This window comes from Candidatus Chlorohelix allophototropha, assembly GCF_030389965.1.
Classification (GTDB): Bacteria; Chloroflexota; Chloroflexia; order Chloroheliales; family Chloroheliaceae; genus Chlorohelix; species Chlorohelix allophototropha.
Genome location: NZ_CP128400.1, coordinates 331200 through 353689, shown reverse-complemented (window position 1 = coordinate 353689; position 22490 = coordinate 331200). Strand labels below are relative to the sequence as shown.

Genomic DNA, 22490 nt, shown 5'->3' with positions numbered 1-22490 from the left:
CAGGAATTTATGATTAAAGCTATAGTGGTTGATTACGGTGGCGTGCTGGTTGAAGCCCCTTCTGGTCGTACCAACCTTGCTAAATATGCCGATAAGTTGGGAATTGACCCCGTACAATTTAAAGCGGGTATTTTTGGTGAGAATAATACATTATGGAATCGGGCAAAAGTTGGGTTGATTTCAGAGGCAGAGTATTGGTCAGGGGTCGAAAAAATCTTGCAAATTGGCAAGGATAAAATCGAGTGGGTAAGGCTAGGCTTTTATCATTCGGTGCCGATTCAAACCGAGTTTGTCGAGTATCTAAAATCTTTGAAAGGTAGCTACAAACTTGCCATACTGAGCAACGCTATTCCTTCTTTTACGGAAAACTGGAAAGCTTTAGGATTTTATGAGTGGTTTGATGAAGCGATAAATTCCAGTATAGTTGGTCTTGCCAAACCAGACCCCGCGGTTTACCGCTTAGTCGCCGATAGTTTGGGAGTTGCGCCGGAGGAATGCGTTTTCGTGGACGATCAAAGTAAGAATTTAGAAAATGCCAAGAACCTAGGTTTTAGCGTGATTCATTATCAGAATACAGCTCAGGTAATTGTGCAGCTAAAGGCGCTTATTTCGGACAAAAAATAACCGCTAGGCTACCGGGTTATACTTCTTCCCGGCGTTTTCCCCTAGCGGCTATTACTCAATCTTAAATCAGGTCGGCGATTTGCGCCGGGCTATCTGCAACCTTAATACCATACTTCTTGAAAGCGGCAATTTTCTCAGCCGCAGTTCCCTCACCACCGCTGATAATTGCACCTGCATGCCCCATACGTTTGCCTGCCGGAGCGGTTTGTCCTGCGATAAAGCCTAACACCGGTTTGGTGACATGATGTGCCACGTATTCGGCTGCTAGTATCTCTGCATTACCACCGATTTCACCGAGCATCACTATTTTTTCGGTGTTGGGGTCTTTCTCGAATAGTTCCAGTACATCAATAAAGCTAGTACCGATAATCGGATCGCCACCGATGCCCACCGCAGTACTCTGCCCGAAACCTTTTAAAGTGAGCGCATTTACTACTTCATAGGTAAGTGTCCCGCTTTTGCTCACCACCCCGATATTGCCGGGAGTATGAATGTAACCGGGCATGATACCTACTTTAGCTTCGCCGGGGGTGATAACACCGGGGCAGTTAGGACCGATTAGGCGCGCACCCTTGCGTTTTACATGGTGGAAAACCTTGATCATATCCTGTACTGCAATACCTTCGGTGATGCAGATAATCAGTTCAATGCCGGCATCAGCCGCTTCCAAAATTGCGTCTGGCGCGAATGGAGCAGGCACATAAATGATCGAAGTATTGGCGCGAGTCTGGTCAACTGCTTGCTGCACGGTGTCAAAAACCGGCACGGTTTCAAATTTAGTACCACCCTTGCCGGGAGTAGTGCCTGCCACAACCGGAGTGCCATATTGTAGCATCTGGGTGGTGTGGTATCCGCCCTCTTTTCCGGTGATACCCTGCACCAGAAGCCGGGTGTTTTTACCTACCAGTATGCTCATTTGCCCGCCTCTCTTTCCTTGGCAATGCTCACTACTTTTTGCGCTGCTTCTGATAGAGTCTCGGCGCTGCGCAGGTTCGCTTCCTCTAAAATCTTGCGCCCTTCTATACTGTTAGTACCGACAAGGCGAATGACAATCGGGATACTGGTTTTGATTGCGTTCAATCCGGCAATAATACCCCTTGCTACATCATCGCCACGAGTGATACCACCAAAGATATTGAACAAAATTGCCTTAACATTGGGGTCGCTCAGGATTATATGAATTGCAGCGGTTACTTTTTCGGCTTTCGCGCCACCACCAATATCGAGGAAGTTGGCAGGTTCGCCCCCGTATAACTTAAGCGAGTCCATAGTTGCCATCGCCAACCCAGCACCGTTGACCACACAACCGATGTTGCCATCTAGCTTTACATAACTCAAACCAGCACTACGTGCTTCAATTTCAGCTGGTTCTTCTTCACCAAGATCGCGCAGTGATTCAAATAGTTTTTTGTGGCGGAACTCCGCATTATCATCGAATACCAACTTGGCATCTAAAGCCAACCACTCGCCCTGCTCGGTAATAACCAGCGGGTTAATTTCGAGAATCTCGCAATCATTTGCTATGAAGGCTTTGTAAAGTTCTTTAGCAATAGTCATAAAGCCGCGTTGTTTATCGGCAGGCAACCCCAACCCGATGGCGATGTCGCGTGCCTGATAATCGAGCAACCCCATGAAGGGATCGGCTAATACTTTGATGATTTTTTCAGGGCTTTCTTTGGCAACGTCTTCAATTTCCATACCACCTTCGGCGCTAGCCATAATGGTAATTCCTTTGGAAGCGCGGTCTATAATCATACCCAGATAGTATTCCTTAGCGATATCGGCGGCATCCGTAACCAATACCTTCTTGACGATACTGCCTTTGATATCCATTCCCAGAATTTTGGTAGCATTTTGTTCAGCCGCATCGACGGTGGGGCTAAACTTCACGCCGCCTGCCTTGCCACGCCCACCGGCATGTACCTGTGCTTTAACGACCACTGCTTTACCGAATTTCTCGGCAATTGCTTTGGCTTCAGCAGGAGTAGTGGCAACTTCGCCTTTCTGCACCGGTATAGCGTATTGGCGCAGAATTTCTTTGGCCTGATACTCATGTATCTTCATGGCCTCTCCTTTTTAAATTAATTATTGAGGTTAACGCAACAAGTTGCGCCCCTACCGAGAAAATTATTTTTTCACAAACTCTGGCTAAATTGTACCTTAGCCACCATTCCTTCGCAACTTATTGGGTTGACGTTAGACTATACAATGTTGCTAAATTATATATAGATTAGGTTATGTAATTTACATTAGGATTTTGTCTAGGCATGGGTATGCTATAATGAGCCTAGACTTATTAACTTTAGGATGTATAGTTATAATTCTAGCTTACCAAATGTAACATAAATGTATCCCAAACATTCATTTTATTATTAAGCATGAATTCTTTCCCAGCAAATCTGAAAACTCGTATTATCAATGCCGATGATGCTCGTGCAATCTCTATTGTAGCTGATGAGATTCGCCGGGGTAATTTAGCCGCTTTTCCGACCGATACTGTGTATGGGGTTGGCGCTATCGCTTCCAATGCCGAGGCTGTTACACGCCTGTACAATGTAAAGGGGCGGCGTATGCAAAAGCCAATTCCGATTCTGGTAAAAGATGCCGAACAGTTGCTATTGGTTGCCAGAGAGGTAAACGATCTAGCGAATCGTTTGATTGAGAGATTCTGGCCCGGTGCGCTTACCCTCATTCTACCACGCCACCCGGACTTGCCTGATGTTATTTGCGCCGGTGGTGATACCATAGCGGTGCGGATGCCTGCGCATGTACTAACATTGGCGCTTATTCGCGAGGTTGGCTCGCCTCTAGCGACTACCAGCGCCAACCAAAGCGGCAAGGATAGCCCTTTGGATGTGCCGGGAGTGCTAATTAACCTTAAAGGGCGTATCGAGGTAGTGCTGGATGGTGGTATGTGTCCGGGGGGCATTGATTCAACAGTAGTGGATACCACCGGGGGAGTGTTGAGGGTATTGCGAGAAACCGCTATCCCCGCTCGCGTCATTCGAGAGGCTCTGAAATAGAAAATGCGAATAGATCGGATTATAACTCTTGTTTTCCTGATAGCAATAACCCAAGCCTTCTTGCTGGTCTTTGACCCGGCGGGCGGTTTTTTTGCTACTAATATTGACCAAAATCTTATTTTCCCCCTGACTGTCATTATTCTGTCAGCGTTGGTGCTTATTACAATGGGAATCGCCGACGCAGTTGTGCGCAGTCACCCGCAGATTTATCTGGTCAAATTGCCGGCGTTGCGTTTTGGCAGGAATAAATTTGAAATTGCCCCCTTTGCTTGGATAGTACCGGGTCTATTGGTAGTGGGTTCATATCTGTTTATCAGGTTGTTTGCCGATGCGGTAGTACAGATAAGCGGAACGGTTCTATTTTCTCTACTCATTTTATTGGTGGTAATCGCCCAATATTATAGTATTGGACGGCAAAGTCGCTACTATGGGTGGGCGGTAATCGGACTGAATATCACTACCTACCTTACCGGGTTTCTTATATTCAGTTCGGTGTATGTAAATAAATGGCGCGCTTTTATCAGCGCCCCGCTCATCGGGTTAACCGGATTGCTGCTGGCATACGAACTTTTGAGGCAGACTCGCGCCCCACGTGGTAAGGTATTAACAGCTTGCCTGATTGCTGGTATTACCCTTGGAGAGGTGGCATTAGCCCTCAATTACTGGGCGGTTAGTGCGCTGGTTGGGGGAATAGTACCACTTTTGATATGCTATATCTTAGTCGGATTACTCCAAGCGCATCTTACAGGCAACTTGAATAAAGCGGTGCTGCGTGAATATCTGGTGGTATCAGTAATCAGCATTGCGTTGGTGGTCTGGGCGGTATTGGCGAATATTAAACTTGGTTCCGGTTCATAAATGAATAATTTGCTACGAATCGAATCATTTATATATCCTGATATAGATCGTTATTTTTATCCGGCACAACTGTTGGAAGATACCGCCGATTTATTGTTGTCTTACACCCCCTCAGGTGCGCCTTTCTGGAATGGTAAGAAACAACGGCTTGAGCACTATGAAAATCATAATCTAACGCTCCTATTTCCCAAAAAAGATTTCAACATCATTATCGCGTGGCGTGCCAACTGGGATTTTCACCACTACTATATCAATATTGCGCTGCCGCCTGAAAGAGACGGTTCTTTATGCCGCTATGTTGATCTTGACCTTGATGTAATGCTATTAACCGCTAATAGCGATCGAGTTCTTAAAGGTGATCGTACTGCGGGAATGTTCGTGCTTGATCGTGAGGAATTTGAGGAGCGCAAACAGGAATTAATTTATCCCACCGAGATTATAGAACGCGCCGAAAAAGCGCTGGAAGAAGTTCTGTACAATATTAAGCACAGGATTTTTCCTTTTGACGACTCTTTGTTGAATTGGCGACCTGCCGCAGCAATTCCTAATTTCAAAGGGCTGTTGGATCATAAGGGGTTGTGGTTAACAAAGGTAAAGGAAGGTAATGTATGACAAAGAAACCGGGTGATGATCAGGCTCCAGAGGAATACGCGCTACTACTTGCATTGGATAGGTTGGAAAGCTTGCGGGAAGATTTGGATGAAGCAGGCTTTAGCACTTTGCAGGAAGTGGAAGCGGTTCTTTCTCTTTCGGGGCGCGGGCAAAATGGAGAAACCAGCGACTTGGCAAAACGTCTGTCTTTGCTGGAAGAAATTCGCGATGAAATGCAGGATTTAGGGTTAGATACCTATCAGGAGATAAACGACCAGATTAATTTGCTACACTCTCAACTTGATTTGGCTGACGATGAAGATTCCTAAGTCTAACCGCATCTTGGATTAGCAAAGTCGCTGATTACGAACGGCAGAAATGCAATAGCCTGCGTGCGGTTGCCCTCTTTGTTACCGGGTTCGAGGGTTTTGAACTGCACTCGGTTATCGCCCGGTTGCAAGGTTAGTTCAAAATGCAAGGGGGCGCGTTCGGTTCCAATCTGGGTTTCATAGGCAATACTTTTATTTTGCCAGAGTTGTAAATGCCGCGCCTGATTCCAACTATACGCAGCAGTATCGAATTCCACCCGTAATGACTGTTTGCTAGGGTTAAAGAAATTTACTTCCGCGTTACCGTCCATCCATCTGAAAACCTCGCCCGAATCGGTAAACTGACGTTCGTTCCAGCCTCCTAACCTACCCGGCAATATTGCTTTAGCACCGCAAGGATTGGACGCGCCCGGTAAATCTGGGACGTGCCATACCACTATTTCCGAATCTCGATAATAGGGCGGCGCAGCCTGAAAGATTTCGTTGATGTATTCAAGGTGTGCTTTACGATACGAATCGCTGACCGTGTCTGTCAGGTTCAAATGATAAATTACGTAACGGATATTGAAATATTGCAAAACCGCCGAAGTATTTTCGAGAGTGTTAGGGTCAAATATATCGCGAGAGAGCGCAGCAGGGGTGGTGCTACGCAATTCCTTGATGCCGGGTGTTTGCGCAAAGGGATAAGGCAGCGCGCGCGCAATATACCCACCTACCATTGGCTTTTCGTGCGTGGTTTGATAGTACATTGCCAGCACATCGCTTTTATCCGGCAGATCAATAACCGCAAAATTGTCCGGTGAATCTGCCAGTTTTTGATAAAAGCTATTAATAGAAGCATCTGCCATTGGACGGGGGATAGGCATGAACTCCAGAAAGATTAGCAAGACAGCAAGCGCGGGAAGTGCTGCTTTAAGCTTGTAGTTTTGTAGCCGTTTGACCAAAAAATCCAACCCGTAAGTTGCCAATATCCCGCAAACCAGCATCACCAGAATAAGGCTAACCAACGGGCGGCGTGCAATATCCCCGAAAGGGAGGGCATAGAGTAAGCGGTTGGGAGTGGGGATGCCGTTTTCAGCGTCGGTGGCAGTGGCGAATAGGTTATTGCTGGAGTCGAGGCGCAATGTAGGTCCAAGCGCTAGTTCAAGAAAAACTACTCCTGTTAATCCCCAGAACCATTGCTTTTTGAAATTAACCGCCAATCCCAATAGCACCAGCGCCAACGCAATGCTTCCCAGAAAAAGCCAGCGTTGATCTGTATTATCGCTAAAGCCGAAGGCTTTCCAAATAAAGGTGGGTGCAGGTTTTATCAGGTCGAGGAGCGCTACCGAATTGAGCCAGAAATTCAGGGTACTCTGTCTGCCCACATTTTGTTCGCCCCCTACCGCGCCAGTTGTACGCAAAACTATCGGTAGCAGCGCAACGCCTGCCAATAGCAGCGTACCAATCCCACGCAATAGTAAGCCACGCAATTTTTCTTCATGGCTAAGTAAACGATAAAGCAGTAAAAGTCCGGCGAAAATCAGCCCATAATAGGCAAAATACCAACTTGTCAGCGACATCAGCACAAAAGAGAAAGCGGCAAACCCGGCGTACCATTGCCAGCGTCCTTCCCCTTTCAGCGTTTTGAGATACAGCAAAGCAAAGAGCGGCAACCAGAAGGCGGTAAGAAGTTCTAGTTGTCCAAGATTGAGCCACAGCGAGATGAGGGGGCTGAAAGCAAAAATAACTCCGGCAACAATGGCAGCGTGATAATTATCGCTCAGATAGCCTGCCAATAGGTAGGTGCAATAACCTGCCAGTGTAATTGCCAGCAAAACCCAAATATTAAAGGTGGCAACCAAACCGAAAAGATATTGAAGGGGAATGGAAAGCGTTCCGGTAGTAACATTAAGCGGGTCTAACAGCAGATCAATGCGCTGCGGGTAGTAGAGCATCTCGGTGTAATAGGGCAAGGCTCTGAGGTCAATTAGACTGTGCCTTACCCACCAGAGATGCCAAAGGTTTTGCCAACCGTCACTACCGGGCGTACTGATAATGCGGCTGCCCAAATTTAAAACCAGCGGATAAGTGAAAATGATGGCTCCCAGTAAGTAAAGCCCGAAAGGTATGGCGTGACGAAACCAGAAGCCCGACCTATTTTTCAACTTACCCGTTTTCCGCTCTCAAATCACCCGCCGCGTCGCAAGCGGTTGGCAAGGTTTTTGTAGAAGTAGGTTTTATCTTGGAGGCGTGCAAACCGAGCGGTAAAGGGTGCGAGGGTTACTCGCAGCATATCCTTATCCTGAATTTGGAAGTCAGGTTGCCCATCCACTGTAACGGCTGCGCCTTTGCGCGTTCCCACATGCAACGTGATGGTAGAATCACGCGGTACTACCAAATGGCTTAGGTGTGTAAGATGCGGTGCAAGCGCGGATAACACAATCGCACCCATATTTGGAGCTAGTACCGGACCACCAGCTGCAATATTGTAAGCGGTTGAGCCGGTGGCGGTACTTACGATTAAGCCATCGCCGAAATAGGTAGTGACGTATTCACCGTCAACGACCAATTGCACGTCAATAATACCTGAGAGATACGCGCGACCCAATACAATATCGTTCAAAGCCTGATATTGCCCCATTACTTCGCCGCTCCGGATATGCTCGGCTCTTAACATGACGCGCTCTTCTACCCAGTGCTCACCTCTTACAAAAGCCGGAATCTTATCGAGGGCTTCTTCACGACTCAATTCAGCTAAGAAGCCGAAACGCCCGAAGTCCACCCCTACGATTGGCACACCGTTTGCAGCAGCAAGATTTGCAGCGTGCAAAATTGTACCGTCCCCGCCTAGCACAAAAACTAATTCACATTCTGCCATACGCCGGGCATACTCACCCCCGTCTGGTACAATTCCGCGCCAGACTTTGATGCCTTCTTGTGTCAATAGCCTTTCAACTGCATCTGCCAACCCTTGTGCTTCGGGTGGAGGTGCAGGGCGGCTAACTACTGCCATATGTCTCACAGTTCCATTCTCCCTAATAGTTGTTCAAGTCCGTGTGCAGCCGGGGTAACCCAGTTATCAACTACTTCCTCCACAGCTTTCAGATGCGCCAAAAATTCGAGATTACCCTCAGTTCCCAAGATAGGTGAGCGGATTAGTCCTTGTAGGGTAAACCGATTGGTATTCCACCATTCTATCAAATCTTCAAGCACGGCGCGATGCACTAAGGTGTCCTTTATTATACCACCCTTTCCCACCCGTTCTTTGCCTGCTTCGAATTGCGGTTTTACCAGAACCACTAGGGGCGCATCGGGAATAATAAGGTTTCGTACTGCCGGTAGCACCAATTTAAGTGAAATAAAGCTCACATCTACGGCGGCTACGTCTGCTAGCGCTGCACCCCTACCGGGTTCAACTTCAGGCAGGCTTTCACTATAGCGCACGTTGGTGTGATCCAAAATATAAACGCGGGAGTCTTGCCGCAAACTCCAGGCTAATTGACTATTGCCAACATCCAGCGCAATCACTTTACGTGCGCCATGCTGCAAAAAGCAATCGCTAAAACCGCCCGTACTTGCTCCTACATCCAGCGCCAATTTTCCGGTTGGGTCAATCTGGAAAACATCGAGGGCGTGTTCAAGTTTAAAACCTCCGCGGCTGACATATTTTAAAGCGCTGCCTTCTTTTAGGTTAAGAGTATGCGCTTCGACAGGGTTCAGGCTTTGCCCTGCTTTATCAATACGGCGCGTTCCAGCCAGCACCTGCCCCGCCATTATCAAGGCTTGCGCTTTCTCGCGGGTGGGGGCGATACCCAGTTCCACCAGCCATTGGTCAACCCGCTTTTTAGTGGATTCAATCACAACTTCTGGTCGTTTTTTGGTAGAAGGGCGCGGTTTAGCCATTTTGCGCCTCCAACCGGGACATAAAGCGGCGACTACGTATGTGGCAGATTGCAATCGCTAGCGCATCGGCGGCATCATCCGGTTTCGGAATCTGGTCGAGGTTCAGCAGAATCCGCACCATTTCTTGTACTTGGTCTTTCTGGGCGCGACCATAACCTACCAGCGCTTGTTTAACCTGTAAGGGGGTGTATTCGAAAACGTCAATATTATGATCGGCGGCAGCTAGTAAGGCTACTCCTCGCGCCTGACTTACTGCTATAACAGTAGTGGTATTTTTATTGAAAAAAAGCTCTTCAATGGCTATCTCTGAGGGAAAGGCTGTTTCAAGCAAACCTGTAAGCTGACGATAAATTTGCTGCAACCGTTGTGGCATTGGCAGGCGCGGCGAGGTGCTGATCGCGCCATAATTTATCATTTCCAGCGAATCGTCCGGTCGTAAATGCACCAAACCCCAGCCCATTAAAGCCGAGCCAGGGTCTATGCCAAGTACCAGATTCTCATCTTTGTATGGTGTGGGCAAAAGTGCTAACCTATTGGAGAGCCGCAACCTCATCCCGAATATTCAGGTTGCTATAGACGTTTTGTACATCGTCGAGGTCTTCAAGACGTTCCATCAACCGTAGCACTTGCAGCGCTTTGGCATCATCCAAATCCATAGTAGTTTTGGCATTGAAGATCGCTTCACTGGAAATTATTTTGATACCGCCATTTTCCAACGCTTCTTGTACCTTGCGCATTTCTTCAAATCCGGTATAAACTTCCAGTTCAATAACCTCGTCATCTTCGCTGACTTCTTGCACATCGTTTGCGCCCGCATCAATCGCGATGAGCATCAGTTCTTCTGGATCATACTTGCCAAGTTCGATGCGAATTAACCCTACATGCTCAAACATCCAACTTACCGAGCCGGGTTCACCGTGATTGCCGCCGCCTTTAGTAAAGGCGCTACGAATCTCAGAAGAGGTGCGGTTGCGGTTATCGGTCAGCGCCTGTACCAGAATTGCTGTTCCGCCCGGTCCGTAGCCTTCGTAGAAAATTTCTTCAAGCTGCAAACCGCCTTCACCGCTGCCCATGCCTTTTTCAACGGCGCGTTTGATATTGTCAACGGGCATGTTTTCGGCGCGCGCTTTCTGGATTGCTACACGTAACTTAAAGTTGGTGTCAGGATCAGCGCCGCCACCCTCTCTAGTCGCAATCGAAATTTCGCGAGCGAGCTTGGTAAAAACTGCGCCTCGTTTGTTATCAATGATGGCTTTCGATCGTCGGATTGAATGCCATTTACTGTGCCCTGACATACTTTATTTCTCTCCTCAACATCGGATATGCTTACCTGTATTGATCCGTGTTAACTGATATATTTAGCGGACTCGATTAATTATACCATTCTGTTACGAACCTTTTCAACCGCTAGAGACAATTCGTAAAGTCGCATACGATCTTCAGATCTGAGCACGAATCCTGTTTGTTCTAGAACTTTGTCCAAATCCGAGTTTGTCGGCAACATCATAACCAGCGAATATTCCAATGGCTTTGCTATTGCGTTGTGGACAAGATGTTGTGCCAATTGAGCTTGTGTTTGCACATCACCACCCAGCCAACTGACAAATATCTCCTGCTGATTTTCCCATTCATCGTAGTTAAATACACTCAACGCTTTAAGTTTATCACCCTCAAAGCCTCCGGTCACAGCATTTCTCGCCAACTTACCTTGCAAGTCGGTCAGTTCCAACTTTCGCCATGTCCATGAGTCACAATGAAACCCCTCGTCAAGCTGCCATTCTCTCGAGTTAATAATAAAGTCCCAAGCTAACTTTAACTCATCAGGCTGCAAGGAACGAAAAGTGATATTTGTATTTTCAGGCAATGGGATAATATTCTTCTGTCCTATAGCATAACTGTAGGAAGCTACAAGACGGAAACCGAAACGTTCAGCTACCCGGTGCATTGGAATATTGTCTTCCGCGGTGCTGTAGCGCAACACGTTTATTTCCTCTTGGTTTACTACATCTATCGCGTGTTCGAGCAATCGATAGGCTAAGCCAAGCTTTTTATATGGGGTAGCAACCCGCACTCCCGACCACCAACCGGTTTTTAAGCCTGATTCATTCATTGTTTTGAGGCAGTAGAGTCCGGCAAGCTGTTGCTCAATCTCGGCTACAAATACCTTTATGTTCGGTTCGGAAAGTCTTTCCTCCCATACAAAAGGCATGTAATCGTTACCGCCCCATACATCTTTGCAAACTTCTTTGACGGCAGGCAAATCTTCCAATTTACCTGCCCTGAATTGTAACGCTAAATCGGGTTGCATCAGGATTCGGATTCTTCCGGTCTTTGGGACAATTGCTTTTGCTGGTGATCTACAAAATAATCGAACATTACCAGATACAATTGCTCCACAAAAGAGGGGTCAATGCCATGTTCAACGGCAAGCTGGCAAGCTCGCTCAAGAACCTGACGTTCGCGTTCGGGCACGCGCACCTTATCGGCGCTCGGTTTCAGCTTGCCAACCTCTTCGACAAACCGGGCACGCTCGCCAAGCAGTGCAATCACCTGTGCATCAATGCGGTCTATTTCCTTGCGAATAACGGCGAGCCTTTGCCCGCGCTCCTCCTCGGTCAAAGCCAATCTTTCCCCCTTAAATATCAAGCAACCACAATGTGGTTATTTACTATAATCGTAGAAGCCTTTGCCACTCTTGCGTCCCAACATACCGGCTGCCACCATCCGTTTTAACAGAGGCGGCGCAGCGTAGCGGGTATCCTTAAATTCATCAAACATGATATTGGCAATGTAGAAGGTGGTATCAAGCCCTACAAAGTCCAGCAAGGTAAGCGGTCCCATTGGATGCCCACAGCCGAGCTTCATACCCTCGTCAATATCTTCTTTGCTGGCAACGCCCGACTCAAAGGCGCGAATTGCGTCCAGTAAATAAGGAATCAGCAGCAGGTTTACGATAAAGCCAGGAGAGTCTTTTGCCAGCACAGGTTTTTTGCCAAGTTTCTGGCTGAACTCCAGCAAACTGGCAATGGTTTCTTCGTTGGTAACGATAGTTTTGACTACTTCCACCAGCTTCATCAACGGCACCGGGTTAAAAAAATGCAATCCGGCAAATTGTGCCTGCCTTTTGGTGGCGGAAGCCATTTCTATAATGGTAATTGAAGAAGTATTGCTGGTGAAAATAGCTTCAGGCTTAACTATTTTATCCAACGCCGAATACAGCTTGCGCTTTTCATCAAGGTTTTCAATTATCGCTTCAATTATCAAGTCGCAATCTGCCAAATCTTCAAGGTTAGTAGTACCCTTGATGCGTTTTAGAGAGCTATCGGCTTCTTCTTTAGAAATCTTATTTTTCTCAAGTTCTTTACCGATAAAGCCCTGAATGCGTCCAATGCCTCTTCCTAGCAAATCATCGTTAATCTCATGTACTACGACCTGAAAACCAGCTTGGGCGCTGATCTGGGCTATGCCACTACCCATTAAGCCACAACCGATAACGCCCACTTTTTGAATTGCCATGAACTGGCGCTCCTCCTAATATAAAATTTTGTCCTCCGCGAATAATCCAACGGGTTATAATTTTAGCATATTTTACGGTGACAATTATGCGTAACCTGTGTCAGAAGGTGCATCACCTCAACCAATTTGAAGCAAAAAACCCTTGAAAGTAGCGCCACTTAGCCAAAAGTCGAATTGACAACCTTTACTTGGTTGGCTATATTTTACCATGCGAAAAATAGAGTGATTTTTCACTTTGGCAGTACATCACCGGGGCTGTTACTGCTGAGTTGGTTTAGTGTAACAGCAAAGGTAGGAATGCAAACATATTCTGAAGTCAGGGGACTAATTCGTTCCCTATCTCCCGGTTATAATTTTAGACGCGATTGGATGGTGCTTGCCTCAGTGGGCGCACTGACAATTGCCTTTCTCGTTTTCACTATCGGGCATGGAATAATGCCTACCCCTGATGATGTGGATTTGTATTACCAATACGCCAATAGGATTTTAGGCGGTGCTGTTCCTTACCATAATTTCAATCTTGAGTACCCTCCCTTCGCGCTACCCTTTTTTATTTTCCCGGCGATTTTCAGTAATTCGGTGGGCGCATTTTCACCAACCCGCTATATCTTGCTGTTTCAAGCTCAAAGCTACCTGCTAACGCTTGGCACTCTATATTTGGTTTGGAATCTGCTTCGCAAAGTGTATCCTTCACTAAAAATAAACTGGCGCATTTTTTATTTTGGCTTTTCCAGCCTGTTAATTTGCCTTTATATTTTCCGCCGATTTGATATAGCGGCTACATTTCTGGTGGCGCTTGCTTTATATATGTTATATATATGGCAAAAACCGGGTTGGGGGGGGGCAATTTTAGGCTTGGCGGCAGCAGCTAAACTATATCCGGCAGTGTTGCTACCTGTAATGCTTATCTATTTCTGGCGCGGCAAGGGTGATCGGGAATTTGCACTGAGAACCTGCGTAGGCTTCGTCATGGCGGGCAGTATAACCACCTTACCTTTTGTGTTGAGCGGTTTCCCCGGTATCCTCGAATTTTTGAAATATCATAGCGAGCGGGGAGTACAAATTGAGAGTCTTTTTGCCAGTATAATCTGGCTGGGAAGCGAATTTGGTTTAACTAATGCCGTTTCTTCTGTTGATCATGGCTCAGTAAATTTTGCTTCTCCATGGGGTTCTACCCTTGCCAGCCTTTCCACTTTGCTAACGGTGGGTGGGCTTTTAGCCTTTTACGGGTATCTCTGGTGGATTACCAGATCGGGAGGGCGCAAGTTGCGTTCCGATTGGGTATTTCAAGCTTCCACTATTGCAGTGTTCTGGTTTATTATCTTGAATAAAGTATTATCGCCTCAATATTTGATTTGGTTGTTGCCATTTGTGGTGTTCTGGCGTGGTTCGCAAGCCTTGGTTTATTTTGCGGCACTTAGCCTGAGTTTTATCGCTTTTCCTTTCATGGTTTTAGGGGTAGTGGCGTTGGACTGGCAAGCTATGCTAGTAATTCTTATCCGAAATGTCCTACTACTAATACTATTTATTCTTACAGTTCGCGGCTTTATCCGTATTTCTGGGTTTCCACCACTTCTGCGAAAACGATCCGAATAACTTTAGCCTACTCAAAAATAATAAAAGCCTCCTGCTTGTTATGCGGAGGCTTTTTATTACGATTAAAACTTTCGCTTCAGTAGATTTTCAGACAAGGGGTTTACGCCCCTTGCCTATCGCAAATAGAACCTTAGCTTATTTTAGCCCTTCGGCTTTGCGCCGTACCAACAAACCAAGTGCAGCTAGTATTGATAACATTAACAAGCCTAGAATTGCCACCGGCGTATAGCCTGATGCCAATTCCCCTTGTTGATGTCCCGCTCCGGTATTAGGGAAGCCCGGTACACCGGGTTGACCGGGTGTATTTGGATTTCCGGGAGGCGGGGGATTGCCACCCGGTGTTGTACCACCATCGGGCGGAATCGTTACAGTAGCGGTACTGCTCTTACTGAAGGGCGTTCCACCGATGTCACCAGTAATGACTGCGGTGTTGTCGAAACTTCCGGTTGTACCGGGTTGCACCTCGGTAGTAATAACTAGTGTGCCGGATGCGCCGGAGGCAAAAGTACCGATATTAACCTCCACCGCTTGCCCGTTTACCGACACAGTACCGAGCGAAGAAGTAGCGCCGGTTACCTTGAAGGGCAACGGCACATTATCCTTGACTACCGCATTGTTGACGACATTTTGACCAGCATTGGCAAAATTGATGCTAAATTTGACAATCTGTCCTGCTGTCGCTGAACTTGCATCGGCAGTTTTGACGATGGTAGGGTCGGTTGGTGGCACGCTAACGGTAGCAGTACTGGTTTTCGTAACTGGTTTCCCGTTTACATCTCCGGTCAAGATGGCAGTATTATCAAAACTGCCAAAACTTCCGGGTTGTACTTCGGTGGTAATAACCAGTGTGCCGGACGCACCCGCCGCAAAATTACCAATACTGATTTGAACCGATTGTCCGTTAACCGAAGCAGTACCGAGCGTGGTGGTAGCGCCGGTTACCTTGAAGGGCAACGGCACATCATCCTTGACTACCGCATTATTAACCGCAACCGCACCGGGATTGGTAAACTTGATGGTAAATGTGACAGTTTGACCGGGTACTGCTGAACTAACATCGGCAGTTTTGACAATAACCGGATCAGTAGTCGGCACTTTAACCGTAGCGGTGCTGTTTTTACTAAAGGGTTGCCCGTTAATGCTGCCAGTCAGGAACGCAGTATTATCGAAACTGCCACTATTCCCTGGTTGCACTTCGGTAGTAATAACCAGTGTGCCGGATGCGCCTGCCACAAAATTACCAATACTGATTTGAACCGATTGTCCGTTAACCGAAGCAGTACCAAGGGTGGTGGTAGCGCCGGTTACCTTGAAGGGCAACGGCACATCATCCTTGACTATCGCATTGGTAACATCCAACGGACCGGGATTTATAAAGTTGATGGTAAATCTAACCGTTTGACCGGGTACTGCTGAACTAACATCGGCAGTTTTGACAATAACCGGATCGGTTGGCGGTATTGCTACAGTAGCGGTACTACTCTTAGCTATAGGGTTTCCGTTTACATCACCTGTAAGAATGGCAGTATTGTTAAAGCTACCACCGCTACCCTCTAATACTAGGGTAGTAATGGTCAGAGTAGCAGAAGCGCCTGCCTCAAATGTACCGATATTTACCCTGACTGCTTGCCCACTAATCGAAACAGTTCCAAGCGTAGAAGTAGCGTTTTGTACTTGGAACGGTAACGGCACATCATCGCTAATCAGGGCATTGTTGACTACACCGGGACCCGGGTTAGAAATTACAATATTGAATGTAACAGTCTCACCGGGTTTAGTAATTCGCTTGTCCGCAGTTTTAACTATAGTAGGATCGGTGGTAAGTATTGGTGGTGGAGCAACAACGCAAGTAACGTTCACGCTACTACTATCATTACTCGTGTTGGGGTCGCGATTATCCTGATGAGTTTTAGTCGCTATGTTAGTAACCGGAGTACATTGCTGGTTTGCAAAAGTTGCGGCAATTTGCAATGTGACTATCCGCCCTGCTCCCATAAGTCCGATGTCCCATACTCCGGAGGTCGGGTTATAAGTACCTTGTGATGTAGAACTGGTGACAAGGTTCAAGCCGGCTGGCAATACATCGGTTACCTGCACGCCGGGTGCGTTGCTAGGACCACGATTGGAAACTTTAACAGTGAAGACTAGAGTCTGGCTACCGCTAGCGGTCAGGGTATTGGCAGTTTTAATAACTTCTATATCAGCACTATCATCTATGATATTTAGTAACGCTTGTGTGGTTTGGCTGGGGAAGCTAATCCAGATATCCAGCCCCTTACGGTCACCAAAAGCGCCATTGCAATTGTCTGTGCCATTTTGTAGGGCAGGGTTACCAAAAGCACGCTGATTTGTATTAATGCTACTATTAAAACCGTTGTTACCGTCAGATACAGCAGGAGGAGCTTGTCCGCATAGTTCAGTGGCAATAGCGCCTACCAATGTTCCATTTAGGGTGCGATAACCTTCATCATCGTAATAGGCAGTAGCGCAGCCAAATGGAAGCGTATTACAATTGCCTGTTGGTGAGTTCATTAATAAAAAACTCGGGCCGCCTCGAATACTATTTTCTACGTCTAACATGGGAAAGTGATATTCACCACCGTTCACTGAGGCTCTAACCCGATAACCGGTTCCAATTGGGAAGAAGTTACCACTGTTATCCCGACCATCCCAAGTTACAGACTGGTTACCAACTCCACGAATACCGCGTAAAACCCGGTTTTGAGGCTTACCAGGATCAAAATTAACTCCATCCCGGCTAATAACCAATTGGTAACTACCAGCTACGTTTGTGTTATAGGTGAAAGTACCACCAGTACTGTAATTACTGGTATTTCCAGAAACAGTACCGATAAAGTTTAAATTACTTATTGAAGGAGTAATCGGGTTGTTACTGATTCCTAGTTGCGCTCGTAGCGTACTGTCTATTGGAAAGTCCGTTGAGTTACTGAAGAACATAGGGAATAGTGGCGGAGCAAGGGACACATTACCCACAACACTTGAGAGTGTATCGTTATTACCTTGCACATCATGATACAGAGGGCTTTTTCCGTCACTATCAAAATAGCCTTGATTATTGGCATAAATCAAGAAACCATTCGGATCCATAAAGTTCAGGTTAGTTTGGTAACGGTAGCCATCCTTGGTGTATACATACAAATTGGAGTTCATCGGACGATGATTTCTACCGGCAAATAACGCTAGAGAGTAAGTAAACAAACGTTCTTTGATGTCCGTTACCGAATTAACATCAGCCCGCACGGTTACATCCCAGGCAGAAACACTGGACACCTGATTTGCATCATTAACGAACGTGTTCACAGGACCAAGCACAGAACCAAGAAAATTATCAGTGCTGAATCCGTCAGGACCATAAATAACTACATCATAAATGCTGGGCTGGGCATTGGCAGGAATTTGATAGTAACATGGCAAATAGTTAGTGCCTGTTGCTGTTACTGCTGAAGCAGCGGTAGGGCCACCTAATTCACGCGCTCTTGTATCGATTATACCCCTGCTGGACTGTGAACTACATTTAAAAACCGGACCGGGTTGGCTTGGATTTGGTACATTTTCCCGTCCAATTGCTCCAGTAACCACACCTGGAGGGTAAATAACAATATCGCCAGATATAGCTGGGTTACTACCTACAACACCCATAGCACTGGAACCTGTCAAAATTACTTCACCGGGACGCGCAAATACTTTCAGTAATGTGCGTCGAGCGATTTGGGAGCCGCTAGGTCCGTAGAAACTGGTACGCCACTCTAGGTTTGCGCGGCAGAAATTAGTCGGATCTGCAAATCCAAATTGAGGTCCGGTAGCAGAGACGCAATCGACAGCCGGATCAGTTGGATATAAATCCCTGCTTCCTTCTGCTTTGGCTGTGCTTGGGTGTAAAGTACAAAAACCCAATACCAAAACAACGCTAGCCAGAAGCCACCATTTACGAAATCGGTTAGTTTGTTTAACCGTCATGCTTTCAAGTCCTATTGACCCGTTTGCAGGCAAAAAATTACCTGACGATAATTCCATAGTTTTGACCCTCATCACCTGTGAATTTACTCAACTAATTGAAGCACAAACACTTATTTTTCATGCCAACAAGATTCTACGCAAATAGAATCCCCATTATTACTTTTCTGGAAATGTTCGGATAAATTATCCTTGAACCTTAGTGAAAATTATTAACAAACGGCAAATCATACTCAAAGGAAAGTTGTAGTCGGGAAACACCAAATCTTTGAGCTAATATTAAAAAGTATTAAGATTATACCATACAATTTCTTGCCTCTATCATTAAAGTTTTGAAATCAATCCTAATAATTCAGTCATACAATGGCAAAAAAACGACCGGCAAGGTAGCCGGTCGTACGTTTATAATTGTCTTTTTGCCGTGTATAATCAAGCAGCGACTTCTTCGGGTTTTTCAACCGGAATAGTATCGAGAACATTCTTGCCGCTTCCTTGATTGAATTTGTTACCAAACCATTCCTTCCAGTCTTCGAACAAGCTCAAAACCACCGGTACAACTACTAGTGTAAGGAAGGTGCTGGAGAACAAGCCGCCTATTACCACAGTGCCCAGTTCAGCCGCAATAATGCTTCCTTCGCTGAAACCAAGTGCCAATGGTGTTAGCGCAAAAATCGTAGCGATAGCGGTCATAATAATCGGTCTGACGCGGGTGCGTCCCGCTTGTACCAGCGCATCGTAGCGTTTGTAGCCCTCTTTAATAAGCTGATTGTAGAGGTCAACAAGTACAATCGCATTGGTAACAACTATACCAATCAGCATGAGCATACCGATTAGCGCAGGCAAGCCCAACGCGCGTTGAGTTATAACCAATGCGCCAAGCGCACCGATTAAGGCTAATGGAAGGCTGAACAGAATTGCCAACGGCGCAATCAAGCTACCGAAGGTAATTACCATTACGATGTACACCAACGCAATCGCTGCCAACATTGCCACGCCCAGACCGATAAAGGCTTCTTGCTGTTGCTGACCTGCGCCTGACAAACTGTAAGTGACCCCAGCGGGCAACGCAAGTGCCTTTACTTTGTCCAAAGCTACACGAGTGACTCCGCCGGTATCTTCTACTGTAATATCGGCGCTAACAGTTCCAGCCAAAGACTGATTAATTCGGGTAGTTGAATTTGCGCCATCCACCCGTTCAACCTTTGCTACATCGCCTAATTTTACCGCACCAGCAATAGAAATCTGCTTGAGCGAGTTGATGTACTCATCTAGATTTCCTGCGCCGGGAGGCGGCAATAGCAGGATTGCATCAAGTTGCTGCCCATTCGAGAACTTGATAGTACCAGCGCTCTGCCCCTGTAAGAGGTTGCGTAATTGCGAACCGATTAGAGCAGTATTAGCCAACGGACTTTTGGTCGGGTCGGGTGTTACTACTATTTGTGGAGTACCGTTGGTAACGTCACTCTTTACATTAGCCAGTTTATCTACAGTGGACAACTCATTGACGATTTGGCGGGTAGCATCCCGCACTGCTTGTGGGTTCGGTCCTTGCACTACCAGCGAAAGGCTGTTGCTGCTGAAGCCGCCTTGTGGCGCTACTGAAACGCTACCACCCGGCGGGAAAATTGGTTTCATTTTCTCGCGCATTTCGGTAGCAACATCGTTAGTTTTTGCCGAAGATTCGAGGCGCACCAGAATGTTTGCGCTGCCCACATTGCCCCCAAAAGCGCGTTGTGAACGGGAGAAACTGGTATCACCTGCTATAGTTGTTTGGTATAGAGTAACAGTACCCTGTTGTTTGTACTCATCCAACACCTTCTCAACCTTATCTGTTACAGCTACTACGGTAGCGGTATCGGTGCCGGGGGCGGTATTGACTACTACATTTAGCAATTTGTCGCCGCTTTCCGGTAAGAAGGCGAAAGGTATTTTGAAAATACCGACGCTGGCGATACTGCCTACAAACAGAATGAAGCATAATAGTAAGGTAAGCCAGCGATGTTTCAAACTCCACTTCAAGCCGGGAGTGTAGGTGCGTTGTAGTAAGGTATCGTGACGCTCTTTGCCAACCGATTTATGAGTAATGAAGAAACTGGCGAATACCGGAACGATAGTAATTGATACTAGCAAAGAAGCCATCAAAGCAAAAGATACGGTTAGGGCGAAGGGCAAGAAGAATTGTCCTGTAATGCCTCCCACGAAACCAAGTGGCAAGAATACCGCTACAGTAGTAATGGTGCTGCTGGTAATAGCGCCTGCCACTTCGCGAGTCCCTTTCCGTACTGCAATCACTACCGGTTCGCCGTTCTGCACATGGCGATAAATATTTTCCAGAACTACGATTGCATCATCTACCACCCGTCCCACTGCTATAGCCAGTCCGCCGAGGGTCATTATGTTGAGGGTAATATTCTGAGTCCATAGCAGAATAAAGGCTACCACTACCGAAGTAGGGATAGAAATAGCGGTTACTAGGGTGCTGCGGACGTTACGTAGGAAGATGAAGATTACCAACACAGCAAAGAGTGCGCCTAAACCACCCTCTTTAAGCAAGCCTTCCACCGATTTGCGAACCTGCAACGCTTGATCGTAAATGACATCAACGTTTAGGTCGTTGGAATATTGGTTGTTAAGCTCTTGATTCTTTTTCAGCACGCCGTCAGACACGGTCACAGTATTACCGGTTTGGGTTTTGAAAACCTGTACCAGAACACCGGGCTTGCCGTTAGCGCGGCTGATGCCGCTAACGTTGGATTCTACCACCTTAACATCAGCAATATCTTTCAGGCGGGTAAGTTGAGTTTGGGCTGCCCCACCAAAACCGCCACCTGAAGTAGGTACAATAATCAAGTTGGAAATATCATCGGGGCTTGAAAAGGTGAAAGCGGTGCGTACCGGAACAGATTGCCCGGCAATATCGGTAGTTCCGGCGGGGAAGCTCAGGTTAGCGCCCTTTAGTACGTTTGATACGTCATTGATGGTCAAGCCGCGCGTTGCCAAATCCTGCGGGCGGAAGCTAATGGTGAGCATTTGCACCGAATCGCCTACTACTTCTACATTGCCGACATCGGGCAGTTTGGAGAAGGCGGGTTTGGCGACTTCACGCGCCCACTTGCCCAGTTCAAGGCTACTCTGCCCCTGCTTGCCTTCTACCGTTACCCAGATAATGGGTTGGCTACCGAAGCTAAAGTTACTGACGGTTGGCTGTACCGGAGTACCGGAAAGCCCGTTGGGCAAGCTCACATTGCGCAACTTACTATTAAGCTGTTGTTCTACGTTCTTCATGTCTGTGCCAAATTCAAATTCAGCAAAGACGAGGGAGAAGCTTTCCTGAGAGGTAGAGCGAATAGATTTGAGGCGGGGCAATTGCGCTACCGCATTTTCAACTGGAAGTGAAACCTGATTGGTTACATCGTCGCTACTAGCGCCGGGATATATGGTGGAAATGGTTATATAGGGGAAATCTATGCTTGGCAGCAATTCGCTTTTAAGCTGCGTGACGGAAAATACTCCGAAAAGTATCACAATAAGACTTATTAATATAGTGGCGGCTCTGCGTTGCAGAACCCACTTTGTTAAGGAAGTCAACGGCTCCTCCTCTATTTATTTACTTTACAATCAGTTTGGAATTTAGTTTTGGCGTGTTCCAGCGCAGCATTGAAATAAATCTCCATGCCTTGTTGTACAATTTTCAGTTCATCAAAATTAAGCGAACCCAGCACTTCGTTGGTTTCTTCTGTACCGACTTTAAGTAATGAGTCGCAAAGTTCGCGCCCTTTATCGCTAATAGTGGCTATCACCACCCGGCGATCATCAGGTTCAGTCTCACGGTTTACCAAGCCATGCTCTACTAGATGTTCAACTACCCCTGTAGTAGTGGACATGTTTTTACCGAGTACCCGTGATAACTCGTTCATCCGCATGCGAGTGTGCGCATTAAGCAAAAAGATGATTTTCAACTGGGGCATTGTGAGGTCTACTTCCAACCAGTCGGGCGAGACTCCTCCCTGCATAACTTGAAAGACAGTTTTCTGTTTTTCGAGTATTGCATTAACAAGGCTTGACCTTTCATCATTTTGCTTAAGTATCACAG

The 22490-nt window shown here is 46.8% G+C and carries 19 protein-coding genes; 6 read left to right on the top strand and 13 right to left on the bottom strand.

From position 1 onward, the window contains the following. Nucleotides 1-9: 9 nt before the first annotated feature. The gene (locus OZ401_RS14260) at nt 10-624 is read left to right on the top strand and encodes an HAD family hydrolase (RefSeq protein ID WP_341471135.1); all 615 of its coding nucleotides are present in this window, start codon (nt 10-12) and stop codon (nt 622-624) included. Between the two features lie 61 nt (nt 625-685). Here OZ401_RS14260 and sucD read toward each other — a convergent pair whose 3' ends face one another. Further along, nucleotides 686-1540 (bottom strand): succinate--CoA ligase subunit alpha, encoded by an 855-nt coding sequence (gene sucD / locus OZ401_RS14255; protein ID WP_341471134.1) that lies wholly within the window; start codon nt 1538-1540, stop codon nt 686-688. Further along, a complete protein-coding gene (sucC, locus tag OZ401_RS14250) occupies nt 1537-2688 on the bottom strand; it encodes an ADP-forming succinate--CoA ligase subunit beta (protein ID WP_341471133.1) in 1152 nt (383 codons plus the stop codon). Before sucC ends, sucD begins: the two co-directional genes overlap by 4 nt. Before the next feature lie 314 nt (nt 2689-3002). Between sucC and OZ401_RS14245 the strand changes: the two genes are divergently transcribed. Genes OZ401_RS14245 through OZ401_RS14230 form a run of 4 tightly spaced genes read left to right on the top strand, consistent with a single transcriptional unit; the run spans nt 3003 to nt 5425 of the window. Continuing rightward, on the top strand, nt 3003-3647 hold the full coding sequence (locus OZ401_RS14245) for an L-threonylcarbamoyladenylate synthase (protein WP_341471132.1): 645 nt from the start codon (nt 3003-3005) through the stop codon (nt 3645-3647). Nucleotides 3648-3650: 3 nt separating this feature from the next. Continuing rightward, on the top strand, nt 3651-4505 hold the full coding sequence (locus OZ401_RS14240) for a DUF5656 family protein (protein WP_341471131.1): 855 nt from the start codon (nt 3651-3653) through the stop codon (nt 4503-4505). Next, nucleotides 4506-5117 (top strand): ribonuclease FAU-1 family protein, encoded by a 612-nt coding sequence (locus OZ401_RS14235; protein ID WP_341471130.1) that lies wholly within the window; start codon nt 4506-4508, stop codon nt 5115-5117. It begins immediately after the preceding gene. Continuing rightward, the gene (locus OZ401_RS14230) at nt 5114-5425 is read left to right on the top strand and encodes a hypothetical protein (protein WP_341471129.1); all 312 of its coding nucleotides are present in this window, start codon (nt 5114-5116) and stop codon (nt 5423-5425) included. The genes OZ401_RS14235 and OZ401_RS14230 overlap by 4 nt, the downstream gene beginning before the upstream one ends. A 2-nt stretch (nt 5426-5427) precedes the next feature. Here the strand turns inward: OZ401_RS14230 and OZ401_RS14225 are convergent, their stop codons facing one another. From OZ401_RS14225 to OZ401_RS14190, 8 genes are all read right to left on the bottom strand, one after another. Continuing rightward, nucleotides 5428-7572: a glycosyltransferase family protein gene (locus OZ401_RS14225; RefSeq protein WP_341471128.1), complete on the bottom strand. Its 2145-nt coding sequence runs from the start codon at nt 7570-7572 to the stop codon at nt 5428-5430. 23 nt (nt 7573-7595) lie between these two features. Then, on the bottom strand, nt 7596-8420 hold the full coding sequence (locus OZ401_RS14220) for an NAD(+)/NADH kinase (protein WP_341471127.1): 825 nt from the start codon (nt 8418-8420) through the stop codon (nt 7596-7598). A 5-nt stretch (nt 8421-8425) separates the two neighbouring features. After that, nucleotides 8426-9310, bottom strand: a complete 885-nt coding sequence (locus tag OZ401_RS14215; protein WP_341471126.1) for a TlyA family RNA methyltransferase — start codon at nt 9308-9310, stop codon at nt 8426-8428. Then, nucleotides 9303-9830, bottom strand: a complete 528-nt coding sequence (ruvC, locus tag OZ401_RS14210; RefSeq protein ID WP_341471125.1) for a crossover junction endodeoxyribonuclease RuvC — start codon at nt 9828-9830, stop codon at nt 9303-9305. Before ruvC ends, OZ401_RS14215 begins: the two co-directional genes overlap by 8 nt. A 10-nt stretch (nt 9831-9840) precedes the next feature. After that, the gene (locus tag OZ401_RS14205) at nt 9841-10605 is read right to left on the bottom strand and encodes a YebC/PmpR family DNA-binding transcriptional regulator (protein ID WP_341471124.1); all 765 of its coding nucleotides are present in this window, start codon (nt 10603-10605) and stop codon (nt 9841-9843) included. Between the two features lie 80 nt (nt 10606-10685). Continuing rightward, nucleotides 10686-11618, bottom strand: a complete 933-nt coding sequence (locus OZ401_RS14200) for a GNAT family N-acetyltransferase (RefSeq protein ID WP_341471123.1) — start codon at nt 11616-11618, stop codon at nt 10686-10688. Beyond that, nucleotides 11618-11935 (bottom strand): chorismate mutase, encoded by a 318-nt coding sequence (locus OZ401_RS14195; RefSeq protein WP_341471122.1) that lies wholly within the window; start codon nt 11933-11935, stop codon nt 11618-11620. The genes OZ401_RS14200 and OZ401_RS14195 overlap by 1 nt, the downstream gene beginning before the upstream one ends. A gap of 36 nt (nt 11936-11971) precedes the next feature. Continuing rightward, complete coding sequence (locus tag OZ401_RS14190) at nt 11972-12826, bottom strand: 3-hydroxyacyl-CoA dehydrogenase family protein (RefSeq protein ID WP_341471121.1); 855 nt, start codon at nt 12824-12826, stop codon at nt 11972-11974. 297 nt (nt 12827-13123) lie between these two features. Between OZ401_RS14190 and OZ401_RS14185 the strand changes: the two genes are divergently transcribed. Then, entirely contained in the window at nt 13124-14422 is a 1299-nt protein-coding gene (locus OZ401_RS14185; protein ID WP_341471120.1) for a glycosyltransferase 87 family protein, read from the top strand. A 135-nt stretch (nt 14423-14557) separates the two neighbouring features. Here the strand turns inward: OZ401_RS14185 and OZ401_RS14180 are convergent, their stop codons facing one another. The 3 genes from OZ401_RS14180 to OZ401_RS14170 form a co-directional block, all read right to left on the bottom strand. Next, nucleotides 14558-18457, bottom strand: coding sequence for a hypothetical protein (locus OZ401_RS14180; protein WP_341471119.1), 3900 nt, complete (start codon nt 18455-18457; stop codon nt 14558-14560). A gap of 369 nt (nt 18458-18826) precedes the next feature. Then, nucleotides 18827-21985: an efflux RND transporter permease subunit gene (locus OZ401_RS14175; RefSeq protein ID WP_341471118.1), complete on the bottom strand. Its 3159-nt coding sequence runs from the start codon at nt 21983-21985 to the stop codon at nt 18827-18829. A gap of 11 nt (nt 21986-21996) precedes the next feature. Further along, a complete protein-coding gene (locus tag OZ401_RS14170) occupies nt 21997-22488 on the bottom strand; it encodes a MarR family winged helix-turn-helix transcriptional regulator (RefSeq protein ID WP_341471117.1) in 492 nt (163 codons plus the stop codon). Nucleotides 22489-22490 lie beyond the last annotated feature (2 nt).